This is a genomic window from uncultured Olegusella sp. (genome assembly GCF_947253395.1).
Classification (GTDB): domain Bacteria; phylum Actinomycetota; class Coriobacteriia; order Coriobacteriales; family Atopobiaceae; genus Olegusella.
On the sequence record NZ_CAMXYY010000040.1, the window covers coordinates 1 to 14617 of the forward strand.

Consider the following 14617-nt stretch of genomic DNA (forward strand, 5'->3'; position numbering starts at 1 on the left):
ATTAGAATAACGGTCTCGTGGGCTCGGAGATGTGTATAAGAGACAGGATAAGCCTGTGCTGCGTTTGGATTTTGAAGGATTTCCTTATTTGGGTATCTGGTCTCCTGGTTGCGAGACAGGTGATGCACCCTTTGTCGCCCTCGAGCCATGGACAGGTACTGCAACGCGTACCGACGAAGATGACATACTTGAACACAAGCAAGGCAGTCTCATAGCAGAGCCTGGCAAGACTGTTGAGCGCGCTTTTAGCATAACCTTGCTTTAAACAGAGCCATAGCGCGGCAGCTTACAAAAATTTGCAAGTTGTCGCGCTATGTTTTACTTAGCTAAAGTCAGCAATTTGATTTTCAAGCTGCGAGATAGTTGCGCTCAGCTCATCAGCACGCGCGCGCTTCTTCTCGATAACAGCCGCAGCTGCCTTGGCAACAAAGCTTTCATTGGCAAGCGTACGCTCGGTACCAGCAAGCTCTTTTCGAGCTGCCTCAAGCTGCTTGCCCAGGCGCTTTTTCTCTGCTTCAAAATCAATGAGACCGCCGAGTGCCACAAATACTTCCATATCACCGAGAGCAACAGAAATAGCGCCCTGAGGCTTGTCAATGCGCGCACCAACTACCATCTGGTCGATGCGGCCCACATTACAAATAAAGCTGCGTTGAGCCTCGATAACCTCGGCATCATTGCCCATAGTACGTACTGCCACATCAAGCTCGGTGCGTGGGGAGAGGCGATAACGTGCACGCGTGGAACGCACAGCACCCACCAGCGCTTTTGCCAACTCAAAGTCGTGCTCCGCACGCTCATTTACATAGGAGACAAAGTCTGCCTCCTCAGGCCAGGCGGCCATCATAAGGAAACGACCGTCGTGGCTGACATACGTGCCATTTTCATCGCAATCCAGCTTGCTTGCAGGCAACGCATCCCAAATCTTTTCGGTGACAAAAGGCATGACGGGATGCAACAAACGCAAACTCACATCAAGCACATAGACCAAATTGCGCTGTACTTGCAGCTTTTCTTCAGGGGTGCCCTCAAGCAGGCGACCTTTACAGAGCTCGATATACCAGTCGCAAACCTCATTCCAGAAGAAGGATTGCAAGTCGCGCGCATAATCACCAAACTCATATGTTTCTAACTGGCGCGTAGCCGTAGCAACCGCACGGGCAAGACGAGAAAGCATCCACGCATCCTCGGACGTTTTGGCAACAGGAGCTCCTGGCTGATAGCCCTCAAGGTTCATCTGTACAAAACGACTGGCATTCCAAATCTTGGTAACAAAGGAACGCGCTGCATCAGTACGATCTGATTTAATGAGTTCGCGTGTCTTTTTGTCGATATCAGCGTCAAACTTAACATCTTGATTGTTGGTAATCAACGTGAGCAGATTGTGACGCATGGCATCTGCACCGTACTTTTCCATCAAATCCATGGGGTCAACACCGTTGCCTTTGGACTTGGACATGCGGCTACCGTCCTTAGCCAAGATAGTCGCGTAAATATACACATCGTGGAAGGGTACCTCATCGGTAAAGTACAAAGAACTCATGATCATACGCGCAACCCACAATGCGATAATGTCGCGAGCAGTCACGAGCACTTTGGTGGGGTGATGGCCTTCCATGCGTTCGGGATGGTCGGGCCAGCCTTGCGTAGCAAACGTCCATAGCTGGCTGGAAAACCAGGTGTCAAGTACATCCTCGTCTTGATGAATATGATGATTTCCACAATGTGGGCAGACATCAGTATCTTCAAGCAGAGCATCTTCCCAACCGCACTCCTCACAGTAAAACACCGGAATACGATGGCCCCACCAGAGCTGACGGCTAATACACCAGTCCTTGAGGTTTTCCATCCAATTGAGATATGTCTGGGTCCAGCGCGCAGGATGGAACGTCACCTCACCATCCTTTACCACCTGAGTCGCACGCGCCTTAAGCTTGTCAACAGCAACAAACCACTGCTCGGACAGCCATGGCTCCAGCGCAGTATCACAGCGATAGCAGTGCATGACTGAGTGCTCAATATCTTCGATATGATCAAGTAGGCCATGTTTGTCAAACCAAGCAACGATAGCCTCTCGAGCTTCATTGCGATCCATGCCTGAATAGGCGCCATAGCCCTCAATTACGTGCGCAGTTTCGTCAAAAATATTAATTTGCTCAAGATGGTGAGTTTGGCCCATAGCATAGTCATTGGGGTCATGAGCAGGAGTTACCTTGACAAAACCCGTACCAAAACCTGGCTGGACATGCCAATCAGAAAAAATTTCAATCTCACGATTGACGATGGGAAGCAAAACCTTCTTGCCCACAAAGTCAGCTTTTTCTGGATCTTGAGGACTAACCGCAACGCCCGTATCGCCAAGCATGGTCTCGGGACGCGTGGTTGCCACAGTGATATACGTTGCATCACCTACAGGCTCTACCAAGGGGTAACGCAAATACCAAAGATGACTTTTTTCATCATGATATTCGGCCTCATCATCAGAAATAGCGGTACAGCAGTGAGGACACCAGTTCACAATACGCTTACCTCGATAAATGAGACCGTCATGGTACCAGTCGACAAAGACCTTGCGAACCGCACGTGAAAACTCAGGACTCATCGTAAATTGCTCATCATCAAAATCGATGGAACAACCCATGCGCTTAATCTGATTGACAATCGTGCCACCGTACTCATGAGTCCAGTCCCAACAGACATCTAAGAACTTTTCACGACCCATTTCAAGACGAGACTTACCTTCTGCCTTGAGCTTTTTATCGACCTTGGTCTGAGTGGCAATGCCTGCATGGTCTGTACCCAAAATCCAGCGAGTAGAGCGCCCGCGCATACGGTTATAGCGCACAAAGGTATCTTGGATACTGTCATCCATCGCATGACCCATATGCAAAATACCAGTAACGTTGGGAGGTGGAATGGTAACCGTACAGTCCCCTACACCGCAAGAACGCTGATAGCAGCTCGCCTGAACCCATCGCTTAATCTGCTCAGGTTCGTTGGTAGCAGGGTCGTAGGTCTTGGGCATTTCTTCCATAACAATCCTCCCTCTCCTGCCACGACGTGGTGGGCACTCATGTCTTGAGCGTGCCTCGCCTTGGCGGAATAAAACTTACAAGTTCGAACGGTTGGCGCCTTTACCAGAACGTACAATCTGGGGAGACTGCGCGCCACCCACCGATTCAGGCGTCACAATAACCTCGGTAATATCAAGGTCGCTTGGCAAGTCAAACATCGTGTTCTGCAGTGTTGCTTCACAGATGGACCGCAAGCCACGAGCACCCGTACCGCGGGCAATAGCTTGGTCAGCAATCTCGTGCAAAGAGTCCTCAGTAAAGTTCAAATCAACGCCTTCAAGATCAAACATACGCTTATACTGCTTGACAATAGCATTGCGCGGCTTGGTTAAAATCTCAACCAAATCATCTGCTGTCAGTTCACGCGTGGAGCAAATCACCGGGATACGCCCGATGAACTCAGGGATCATGCCAAATTTATGCAGGTCTTGAGGCATGACATTGCTCATCAGTTCGTCTTGGTCATCCTCGACCTTACGTGAAAGTTCAGCATTAAAGCCAATGCCCTTCTTGCCAATACGATCGGCAACAATCTTGTCCAAGCCCACAAAGGCGCCACCGCAGATAAACAAAATATTGGTGGTGTCGATGCGAATAAGCTCTTGCTGAGGATGCTTGCGACCACCTGTAGGGGGTACTGCGGCTTCGGTTCCCTCAAGAATCTTGAGCAATGCCTGCTGGACGCCCTCACCCGACACATCGCGCGTAATCGAGAGATTCTCAGCTTTGCGCGCAATTTTGTCGATCTCATCGATGTAAACAATGCCCATCTGAGCACGTTCAACATCGCCATCTGCAGCCGTTATGAGCTTGAGCAGGATATTTTCGACATCCTCACCCACATATCCCGCCTCGGTCAAAGTGGTTGCATCAGCAATGGCAAAGGGTACCTCAAGAAAGCGTGCCAACGTCTGAGCGAGTAATGTTTTACCTGTACCGGTAGGGCCAAGTAACAAGATGTTGGACTTTGCAATCTCAACGTCTTCGCTATCTTCAGCAACCTCATCAGCGCCTGCAGCAATGCGGCGATAATGATTGTAGACAGCCACACTCATTGCACGCTTGGCTTCTTCTTGGCCCATGACGTAATTTGAAAGTTCGTCATAAATCTCATGTGGCGTTGGAAGATGTTTGAGAGGCATCTCAGTGTTAGGCTCAAAGCCTTCCTCAGGCGCAAGCTCAAAACCAGCAGCTGCATCATTGCTGATATGTGTCAGTTCTTGGGCCCGTACACGAGCATCCTCAGCATCAGAACCTAAGATAATATCCTGACAAGCAGCAACACATTCATCGCAGATGAATACCCCATCAGGTCCTTGAATTAACTTGCGCACCTGAGTACGAGTCTTGCCACAAAACGAGCAATGTAGCTCGTCAAACATCCCTGTTCCGTTCTTACCAAACGAAGGCATGTGCCCTCCTACTCAAAATCTTACTGCTCGGTGCGTGACGTAATGACACGGTCTACGAGGCCATACTCCATCGCTTGTTGGGCACGCATATAATTATCGCGCTCGGTGTCAATATTAATTTTTTCGACTGGCTGACCAGTATAGTTTGCGAGCAATTCATTGAGGTGCTCGCGAATCCACTTGGTCTCATTAGCCACAATCTGAATATCGGTCTGTTGTCCTTGAGCTCCAGAGATGGGCTGATGAATCAACACCATCGAATTAGGAAGTGCCATACGCTTGCCTTTGGTGCCAGCAGCAAGCAGGACAGACGCCATCGAGGCTGCCATTCCAACACAGATGGTCGAAATGTCAGGCTTAATAAAATTCATCGTATCGAGAATGCCCAAACCAGCATAGACCTCGCCACCAGGAGAGTCGATATACAGACTAATGTCTTTGTCGGGGTCTTGGCTTTCTAGGTGCAAGAGCTGCGCGATAACAAGATTTGCAGATTCGCGTGTAATCTCCTCACCAAGAAAGACAATGCGGTCGTTGAGTAGTCTTGAATAGATGTCGTAGCTACGCTCCCCACGAGGGGTCTGCTCAACCACATAGGGAATCAAAGGAATATTTGTTGGGTTGTGCATAAGTGCATCCTTTCGCCTACGAAATGCTTTACCTAACGATGGTACCCCACTCGTAGCTCTCTGAGACATTTTTGGATAAAAGTGCCCCAGCAGTTTTTCTGCCAGGGCACTTGACCATCAAAAACTTGCGACCAAAAACTACTCAGCGTCCTCGCTGGCCTCGTCCTTGTTGCTCTCATCCTTGGCGCGAGCCTCGGCAACCTCGTCAACCTCAGTAACCTGTGCATTCTCAACAAGCCAGTTAACGGCCTTGGTGCGACGGATGGACTGACGCACCGCAGGCATACGACCATCAGAGAGGAACTCCTTGATGGAGGAATCAACATCTTTGACGTTGGCCTTCTCAAACTCACCACGGATATCCTCATCGCTACAGTCAAGCTTGAGCTCGCTTGCTAGAGCGTCAAGGGCCAGAGACTGGCGCGCACGCTCTTCGGCCTGATCGTGCAGGTCAGCCAAGAACTCATCGCTCTTGATGCCCTGCATGCTGAGATACATATCAAGATTCATACCACGACGAGAAAGTTGACCCAAGAATTCCTGAGCAAGCTCGTTGAATACTTGATTTTGATAGGCCTCGGGAACCTCCTCGAGATCGAGCTGTTCGCCAATAGCAGCCACAACGCGATCTTCCTTAAGACCTGGCAGGCCCTCCTTCTTGTCTGCTGCAACTTCTTCCTTGACAGCGTCACGGAGCTCAGCGACAGTATCAAAACCAAAGCCAGTCTTAGCAAACTCATCGGTAAGCTTGGGAGTAACTGCCTTCTGGATGGTATTGATAGTCACCTCAACCTCAAACTCATGGGTATGGTCATCATGGCTGTGAGTCCAAGAGATGGTCTTGGTCTCACCAACCTTCATGCCAACAATTTCAGAGACGAGCTCATCGGCAAGGTTAGGATTGCCAAGGGCGACGGTACGATCCTCACCAGCAATACCAGACTCACCCTTCTTGTCAACGGCAGTGACCGTAATCATGTCCTTGTCCTTGACTTTCTTGGCACGCTTATTGGGCTCAAAGGTGGTGCGATACGTGAGCAACTGCTCAATCTGGTGGTCAATCTCCGCCTCGGTTACCTCTGCAGGAGGCATATTGATAGCGGGAGCATCATAGCTCTTAAGACCAGCAACGGGAGGCACAACAACCGTGCAATCGATAACAAAGTCCTCGTGCTCAACGACAGGATCAGACTCACCCCAGTCAGGACGCTCAACGGGAACAAGGTCGAGCTCCTCAATCATCTGAGGTTGAACCTCTTGGAGTAGCTCGTCAGTAGCCTGTGCGAGAACTGCGTCCCTACCCAAAATGCCATCAATAACAGGACGTGGTGCACGACCACGACGGAAGCCCTGGAAGTTATAGCGCTGAGCAATGTCACGATAGGTCTTCTTGACCGTAGCATCGACCTCAGCAGCAGGGACAGTAACCTTGGCCGCGACCTTGCCGTCGTCGGTCCTCTCAGAAGTGACGGAAATCTTCAACGTTCCTCCAGTGTCTCATGCCAAATCATCTGCAAACGTTAATTTGGCTTTACCTCTTGTGCGAATGGTGCGGGCGAAAGGATTTGAACCTTCACGGGTTGCCCCACTGGAACCTAAATCCAGCGCGTCTGCCAATTCCGCCACGCCCGCATATAAACACACAGGAGAAGATATTAGCAAAATAACCCTCCGCTGGGTAGGAAAACTCAAACTGACCACGCAGCAACTACATGACTACCGTTGACGGAAGAAATGCATGCGGATTATCTCTGCTTTGAAGCAGAAATTCTAGACAAAAAACAGCGCCTGCCGAGCATGAGACCGGCAGACGCTGTAAAACCATCACGCACAGATTCTCTTGTACAGACGCCTTAGCAAACGCCCTGAGCCATCATAGCCTCTGCTACTTTGAGGAAACCAGCAATGTTGGCACCAAAGACCAAATCGCCCTCATGACCGTACTGCTTTGCGGCGTTACTCGCAGCAGTATAGATAGACTCCATGATGCCTTTGAGTTTTTCGTCAACCTCATCAAAGGTCCAAGAGAGATGTTCTGCGTTTTGGCTCATCTCAAGACCAGAAGTCGCAACACCACCAGCATTTGCAGCCTTGCCAGGCGCAAAGAAGACATCGTTTTGCAGCAAATACTGAGTTGCTTCAAGGGTGGTTGGCATGTTGGCGCCCTCGACTACATACCTAACGCCATGAGCAACAAGCTCCTTGGCATTGTCAAGATCAAGCTCGTTTTGTGTAGCACAAGGCATAGCAATATCACAGGTCTCGCCCCAAGGACGCTCGCCTGCATGGTAAACAGCATTAGGACGAGCAGCAGCATACTCGGTTAGACGCGCACGATGCACTTCTTTTACCGTCTGCAATGTGGCTACATCAATGCCATCGGGATCATAGACATAGCCTGACGAATCAGACACGGTAACAACTTTTGCGCCGAGCTGCTCTGCTTTTTGAACTGCATAGATTGCAACATTACCCGCGCCAGAAACACAGATGGTCTTATCGGCAAGAGGAGCTGCTGCAACGGTGGGAGCACCCTCTTTTTCGGCTACCATATGAGATAGGAAATAAACCGCACCATAGCCCGTTGCTTGCGTTCGCGCAAGAGAACCACCATAGCTCAGACCCTTGCCGGTAAGTACGCCAGACCATTCATTGCGCAGGCGCTTATACTGGCCAAACATATATCCAATCTCACGAGCACCCGTGCCAATATCACCTGCAGGGACATCGGTATTAGGACCAATGTGACGGAAAAGCTCGGTCATAAAGGACTGACAAAATGCCATAACCTCACGATCAGACTTACCCTTGGGATCAAAGTCACAACCACCCTTGGCACCACCCATGGGAAGCGTTGTGAGACTATTTTTGAATATCTGCTCAAAACCGAGGAATTTGAGGATGGAAAGATTCACACTAGGATGCAAGCGCAGACCGCCCTTGTAAGGCCCAATGGCTGAATTAAACTGAATGCGATATCCGCGATTAACCTGAACCTTACCCTCATCATCAACCCAAGGTACACGAAACATAATTATGCGCTCTGGCTCTACAAGACGCTCAAGCAAAGCGGCTTGCTCGTACTCGGGATGAGTATCAAGGGCGGGCTGAAGGGTTGTTAATACCTCAGTTGCAGCCTGAATAAATTCGGGCTGATCAGCGTAACGCTCAGATAGCTCAGCGATAACGCGTTCGGAATAGTTTTGTGCGGACATGCTTCCCCTCTCATGGTAGTGCGGGCACGACACCTGTCGCCCCGGTGCGGGCACCATCCCAAGACAGCGCCCCTCTGGCGTACTCATTCACGCCCAGTCTAGAGTAGACAGGTTTTTCTTTGCCTACTAAATCAGGTAACAAATTTATCTATTATGAAACAGTTCGCCAACTGGCAAATAAATGAGCAGTTCACAAAGCGGCAAACAAATGAAAAGCTTCGTTAAGTGGCAAATAAAAGTATGGTCGGGGCGGCGGGATTCGAACCCACGACATCCTGCTCCCAAAGCAGGCGCGCTACCAGGCTGCGCTACGCCCCGATGACGGAGGGCAATTATAGATGAGCTGTGCCTTTATCGCAACGGATAGAACGACTTAGCAATAATTTTTTACTTTGTTTGCCCTGCTCTCACAAACCTATACTACAAAAATATTTCAATTCTTGTGAGAATTACTCAGCAAAGGCAAGAATTATGTGGCGTGTTGTGAGGACTTGGGCTATTCTGTCTAAGCACACCATGTGCGGCGGTAGTTCAATTGGTAGAGCGTCAGCCTTCCAAGCTGATTGTTGCGGGTTCGAGTCCCGTCCGCCGCTCCATACAAATACCGAAGTCAGCGTCACTGAGGCGCTGACTTTTTTTATGCTGTACCTGTCGTTATATGCCACATTCCGACACATATTTTTTCTCTCTGCCCACATTTTTGTCTGGCGCTGTTTTTTCAGGCCAGACCTATACTTTATACAAGCAGAATTTTAATGAGGCCGAGCTTGAAAGGTTTTTACCCATGAGCCGACAACTGGGACACACTATCGTTATTGCCAACCCTGCTGCTCGCAGTGGCAAGGGAGCTCATGCGGCTGAGTTTGTCCACCGATACTTCAAAGCGCATAGCTCCGCAACAGATACGTTCCAAATGCAGCTTACTCACGCACGCGGTCATGCACAAGATATAGCTGCCCAAGCGACTGAGGCAGATACTGTCATTGCCCTTGGTGGAGACGGACTTATCAACGAAGTAGTAAATGGTCTCATGCAAATACCTGCAGTTTGCTGCCCTATCCTTGCTGTTATAGCCATGGGTTCGGGAAACGACTTTGCGCGCACCCTTGGATCTGCCATTAACGACCCCAAAGCTGCACTTACTGAAATTATGACGGGTACGACAAAACAGCTTGATCTAGGTGTTTTAGATAAGGACACTCCACAAGAAAAGTACTACATAGAAACGCTCTCTTTTGGACTTGATGCAGCTATTGCTCTTGATACCACCGATCGTCGCGCGGCAAATACCCACCAACAAGGCGCTGTACTTTTTGCTACTTCTGGTCTCAAAATTATGAGCAAAGCTCATCGTGGCTGGGCTTTTAGCGCAAGCTACTACGATGCCTCTGGTATTAAAAAAGAAATCTCAGGTCGCGAAATTATTTTTGCGGTGCAACAGGGCGTCAGCTATGGTGGTGGCTTCCAAGTTACACCCAAGGCAGATATATCTGATGGTTTGCTTGACCTTTGTTATAACTGCAGCTTGCCAATGGTGCCCAACACGCTGCGGCTCTTTGCTTTGGCTCGTCTCGGAAAGCACACACGGTCTCGGCATTTAGCTTTTGATCAATTGACCCATTTGGACATACACTTTCCTGAAGAAATTCCTCCAGGACAAATCGATGGAGAAAAAATACCCCAGCAAAAACAGCACAGCATCGATGTAGCCCCTGCTGTTTTGAAAGTTATCGCTCCGAGAAATGCTACCGATTCATTGAAACTATCCGCCCTATAGACCGCACAGGTAGCACTGCTCCTCCCTACCAAGATAGATATTTAGCATTATCCAATGACCAGTGAACATCCCGTATATAAGATTGCAACCCAATGCCATCCCGTTTTTTGAAAAGTGCCAAAATATGTGCGTGTTCTTTATTAGCTTTGCGCGCATTTGCTTCCAGTACCTCAGGCTTTTCTTGCAAATAGGCGCGTTTCATAAAAAAGCGATTAAGATTATCAATATAGTCTGCAAGTCGACTATTTCCACACTTTCGCACGTAAGTTTGATGAAACTCGCGTTGCAAATCATCATAGCGATCAAATAATCCGCTATTGATAGCCAGCTGCATACTGTTACACAAAAATCCCAGTTGCGCAATATTATTGTCGCTCATACGTTCTACTGCCAAAAGAGCCGCTCTCCCGTCAAGTGGTCCCAAAATTTCAAACACTTCACGCGCAGCTGACTCATCAAAACCACGTACCGTAAAACCTTTTCGCGGCAAACGCTCCAAGTATCCTTCATCTGCAAGCTGCATCAGCGCTTCTCTTACAGGAGTGCGACTCACTGACAGCGCATCAGCAATGCTTTGTTCACTAATATGTTCAAACTCCCCCAACATTCCTTCATTAATGAGATTGGCAATATGCATATACACATGATCTTTGAGAGAAAAATATTTTTCTTTACTCATGCTGTCACACACCTATAAGCTGTTGTTTTTGTATTACGATTGTATACAATCGACATTATTGCCTATATAAACAAAATAATAAAGATAAATAGCATGTTATCTACCGCTTACTGAAAAAATAATACCTTTGAGTATAGATTGTACACGGTATACAACTCTTAAAGATATTTTGGACTTACGGAACGCAAAGTTAGTTTTTTTGAAAGGAGTTTGGCCATGGCTAGATTCACTCACTGCATCGTCCGTCGTCCAAGTCACTCATTGATTGACGGCATTACCTCTGCCCCTGAGCTTGGAAAGCCCAACTACAATCGAGCTATTGAAGAGCACAATGATTACATTGATGCTCTTACGCGTTGTGGCGTAGATGTTACCGTACTCCCTGCATCTGAAGAGTACCCTGACAGCTGCTTCGTTGAGGATACCTGCGTAATTACATCTTGCGGTGTTATTGTAGACAACCCAGGAGCTGAGTCTCGACGTGGTGAGGCAGCGTTGCTTGAACCTGTGCTGCATCGTTTTTTTGATTATGACAAAATTCGTCACATTACCTCACCGGGCACTCTTGAGGGTGGTGACGTCATGATGGTAGGCAACACATTCTATGTTGGTAAATCAAAGCGTACCAACGAAGAAGGTATCCGCCAATTTGCCGCCATACTACAAGAGTGGGGTCTAAAGTGTGTTGAAGTACCTTTGGAAAAGGTGTTGCATCTAAAGACAGGCGTCAACTATATCGAGAACAACAATATGCTTGTTTCTGGTGAATTTATCGAAAAAGCTGAGTTTGCAAACTACAACAAAATTATTGTTCCTGAAGAAGAGGCCTACGGCGCCAACTGCATTTGGATGAATGACACAGTCATTGTCGCTGAGGGTTATCCCACTGTACTCAAAGCCGTACAAGATGCTGGTTATAAAACTATCGTGGTAGATACATCTGAATATCGCAAACTCGATGGCGGTCTATCCTGCCTAGGCTTACGCTTCTAGAGCTTTTTTCATCATCCCCAAAAGGTTGCGTAGGACGGTAAAACGATCTACGCAACCTTTTACTTCGGAGAGAGGCTGCTACGATGCAAACATCTAATGTAACGACAAGTAGTCCCACAAAATTACTTATAGACAAACAAGGTAACAAAATCATTGATCCCAATGGTATGGGTTTACTACGTCTGTCAATGATGGTTATCACGGCAAGCATTTGCGGTGGTATTTTCTCGCTAGCAGGTGACCTTGCCGCAGGCGGTGCCAATACAGGAGCTGTACTGATTAGCTGGGGCATTTGCTTTGTAGGCGTACTGTCGCTTGCTATGTGCTTTTTTGGTTTATCACGTGCGCGGCCTGACCTAACTGGCGGTATTTACGCCTATGCTGCCGCAGGATTTGGTGATTTTGTTGGCTTTATTTCAGCATATGGCTACTGGATTTCAGGATGCCTATCTAACGTCTCATTTGCTCTTTTGCTCTTCTCAGCACTTGGATATTTCTTTAAACCTTTCGAAGGTGGGAACAATCTTCTCTCATGTATTTGTGCCTCAGCATATCTATGGTTTTTGGTCTGGTTGTCAGCAAAAGGTGTCAAAGAGGCAGCTAAACTCAATATTTTTGTAACCATTGCAAAGATTATTCCTCTTGGTCTCTTTATCGTCTCGATTTTGCTGTTGGGTAAATTTAATCCTTCTATTTTTATGGCCAACTTTATGGGTGAACCAGGTGGTCCGGGCTTTTTTGAACAGGTCGTATCCACTATGGTTGCACTTGTTTGGGTCTTTACCGGCATCGAAGCATCCGTGGTAATTTCAGGACGCGCTCGTCTCGCGAAAGATGTGGGACGTTCAACTATTATTGGATTTATTGCCATTTTTGTACTGTATATGCTGATATCAGTCCTCAGTATGGGTGTAGTACCTCGCGAGCAGATGGCACAGCTCGCAACACCTTCGATGGCTGGTGTACTCGAAGCTGCCATCGGACCTGTTGGTGCTGCCATTGTCAATCTCGGCGTAGTACTGTCGCTGTTAGGTGCTATGTTAGGTTATGTCATCATCAATGCCGAAACTCCGCATGAAGCAGCAAAAATGGGTACTTTCCCCAAGATGTTTGCGTACTCAAACAAAGCAGGGTCTCCCATCGTGACACTCATTGTGTCATCTGCAATTACACAACTATTTCTGATTCTGGCAGTATTTGCAACAAGCACCTATCAGTTTATGTACAACTGTGCCGTATGTACAATTTTAGTACCCTATGTTGCATCGGTATTGTACTTTGCCAAAATCGCTTGGCAGAACAAGTTCATGGGCGCCGATGGTGCGGGTAATATCAACAAGGCACGTTTTTTTGGCTCGTTAGGTGTAGCATATACTATCTTTCTAGTATGGTCCTGTGGGTTAACTGGCATTATGATTACAACCATATTGTTTAGCCCAGGCATTATTCTTTATGCTTGGGGCGAAGTAACCCAAGGCAAAAAGATTTTGCCAACTATAGTGGATAAAGTCATTGCAGCAATTATTATCATCACAATGGTGGCATCGGTATATCTTATTGCAACGGGTGTCATTTCGGTACTGTAAGGAAGCGGACTGCAGGTGGCAGTCGTCTAAGGCTACCTGCAATAGATTGGTAGGTAGTTACTCAAACGTGGTAACGAAGAGCTTCCAATGAGCAAATACGAGCCCCAAAACCTGAGCTACATCAGATTTTGGGGCTACACCAATGCTCTTAACGTGTATTACGAGCTCTGAGCTATCTACCCTTTAGCAAGCTTTACTTCTTGGCAGCAGCCTGCAAAGCAGCCTTGACCTCAGCGGCGGTCTCGAGCTTCATAACCTTTTCGGTCAAAGCATCTGCCTCTTCCTTGGTCCACTGCGAAATAATGTAGCGCGTACGCAGAATGGACGGCGAAGATACGGAGAACTCACCGAGGCCAAAGGAAATCAGCACAGGAATAATCAAAGGATCGGCTGCCGCTTCGCCGCACATGCCAACCAAGATACCAGCCTTGTTGCCTTCCTCAATAATGCGCTTAAGCGAGCGCAGTACAGACGGTTGGTAAACCTCATAGAGATACCCAATGCGATCATTGCCACGGTCAGCACACATCGTATAACCGATAAGGTCATTAGTACCAATCGAGAAGAAATCACATTCAGCGGCAAGTAAATCTGCAATCAAAGACGCGGAGGGCGTCTCAATCATGGTACCAACCTCAATATTGGGGTTATAAGCAATGCCACGCTCATCGAGCTCCTGCTTGCACTCCTCAACAAGTTTCTTGACCTTGCGAATCTCGATGAGGTCAGTTACCAGAGGCACCATAATCTTGACATCACCAAAGGCGGAGGCACGCAGCAGAGCGCGAAGCTGTACCTTGTACTCCTCAGGATTGGCAAGGCAGTAGCGAACGGCACGGAATCCCATGAAGGGGTTTTCTTCTTTGACAAGGTCAAGGTAGGGGATCTCTTTGTCACCGCCCACATCAAGCGTACGAATAATGACAGGCTGGTCCTTCATACGCAAAGCGACTTTTTGGTAAGCAGAGAATTGCTCATCCTCGGTAGGTAGCTCAGAAGCATCCATAAAGAGGAACTCAGAACGGAAAAGACCCACGCCCTCAGCGTCATGCTCAATAGCGGCGGTCGCATCATCGGGATTGCCAATATTAGCAACAAGCAGTTTGCTCATACCATCAGCGGTATTGGTTGGCTTGCCACGATATACCTCGAGCCTCTTTTTGTCAGCGGCAAGCAGCTCAGCCTTAAACTTATAGCTATCGAGCTCTTCATTGCTAGGATTTAAGAAAACCTCACCCTGAGTACCATCAAC

11 protein-coding genes and 3 tRNA genes are annotated in these 14617 nt (G+C 48.1%); 5 read left to right on the plus strand and 9 right to left on the minus strand.

From position 1 onward, the window contains the following. Positions 1-31: 31 nt before the first annotated feature. Positions 32-265: a hypothetical protein gene (locus Q0X25_RS04720; protein ID WP_298579337.1), complete on the plus strand. Its 234-nt coding sequence runs from the start codon at positions 32-34 to the stop codon at positions 263-265. 57 nt (positions 266-322) lie between these two features. On the opposite strand, the gene Q0X25_RS04725 is transcribed toward Q0X25_RS04720, so the two are convergent. The 7 genes from Q0X25_RS04725 to Q0X25_RS04755 form a co-directional block, all read right to left on the minus strand. Further along, the gene (locus Q0X25_RS04725) at positions 323-3034 is read right to left on the minus strand and encodes a valine--tRNA ligase (RefSeq protein WP_298579338.1); all 2712 of its coding nucleotides are present in this window, start codon (positions 3032-3034) and stop codon (positions 323-325) included. Positions 3035-3109: 75 nt separating this feature from the next. Further along, positions 3110-4486 (minus strand): ATP-dependent Clp protease ATP-binding subunit ClpX, encoded by a 1377-nt coding sequence (gene clpX / locus Q0X25_RS04730; RefSeq protein WP_298579339.1) that lies wholly within the window; start codon positions 4484-4486, stop codon positions 3110-3112. Positions 4487-4506: 20 nt separating this feature from the next. Continuing rightward, a complete protein-coding gene (locus tag Q0X25_RS04735) occupies positions 4507-5115 on the minus strand; it encodes an ATP-dependent Clp protease proteolytic subunit (RefSeq protein WP_298579340.1) in 609 nt (202 codons plus the stop codon). A 138-nt stretch (positions 5116-5253) separates the two neighbouring features. Continuing rightward, positions 5254-6597, minus strand: coding sequence for a trigger factor (tig, locus tag Q0X25_RS04740; RefSeq protein WP_298579341.1), 1344 nt, complete (start codon positions 6595-6597; stop codon positions 5254-5256). Positions 6598-6662: 65 nt separating this feature from the next. Next, positions 6663-6747 (minus strand) — tRNA-Leu (locus Q0X25_RS04745). A 221-nt stretch (positions 6748-6968) separates the two neighbouring features. After that, positions 6969-8330, minus strand: a complete 1362-nt coding sequence (gdhA, locus tag Q0X25_RS04750) for an NADP-specific glutamate dehydrogenase (protein WP_298579342.1) — start codon at positions 8328-8330, stop codon at positions 6969-6971. Positions 8331-8571: 241 nt separating this feature from the next. After that, positions 8572-8648, minus strand: a tRNA-Pro gene (locus Q0X25_RS04755). A gap of 202 nt (positions 8649-8850) precedes the next feature. On the opposite strand from Q0X25_RS04755, the gene Q0X25_RS04760 reads away from it, so the two are divergent. Next, positions 8851-8926 (plus strand) — tRNA-Gly (locus Q0X25_RS04760). A gap of 188 nt (positions 8927-9114) precedes the next feature. Beyond that, positions 9115-10107 (plus strand): diacylglycerol kinase family protein, encoded by a 993-nt coding sequence (locus Q0X25_RS04765; RefSeq protein ID WP_298579344.1) that lies wholly within the window; start codon positions 9115-9117, stop codon positions 10105-10107. 25 nt (positions 10108-10132) lie between these two features. Here Q0X25_RS04765 and Q0X25_RS04770 read toward each other — a convergent pair whose 3' ends face one another. After that, the gene (locus tag Q0X25_RS04770) at positions 10133-10786 is read right to left on the minus strand and encodes a GntR family transcriptional regulator (RefSeq protein WP_021735261.1); all 654 of its coding nucleotides are present in this window, start codon (positions 10784-10786) and stop codon (positions 10133-10135) included. A gap of 216 nt (positions 10787-11002) precedes the next feature. On the opposite strand from Q0X25_RS04770, the gene Q0X25_RS04775 reads away from it, so the two are divergent. Together Q0X25_RS04775 and Q0X25_RS04780 are read left to right on the plus strand one after the other, a co-directional pair. Continuing rightward, positions 11003-11779, plus strand: a complete 777-nt coding sequence (locus tag Q0X25_RS04775; protein WP_298579345.1) for a dimethylarginine dimethylaminohydrolase family protein — start codon at positions 11003-11005, stop codon at positions 11777-11779. Between the two features lie 83 nt (positions 11780-11862). After that, positions 11863-13365 (plus strand): basic amino acid/polyamine antiporter, encoded by a 1503-nt coding sequence (locus tag Q0X25_RS04780; protein WP_021735281.1) that lies wholly within the window; start codon positions 11863-11865, stop codon positions 13363-13365. Between the two features lie 193 nt (positions 13366-13558). Here the strand turns inward: Q0X25_RS04780 and ptsP are convergent. Further along, a partial coding sequence (ptsP, locus tag Q0X25_RS04785) for a phosphoenolpyruvate--protein phosphotransferase (protein WP_298579346.1) occupies positions 13559-14617 on the minus strand: 1059 nt, incomplete at its 5' end.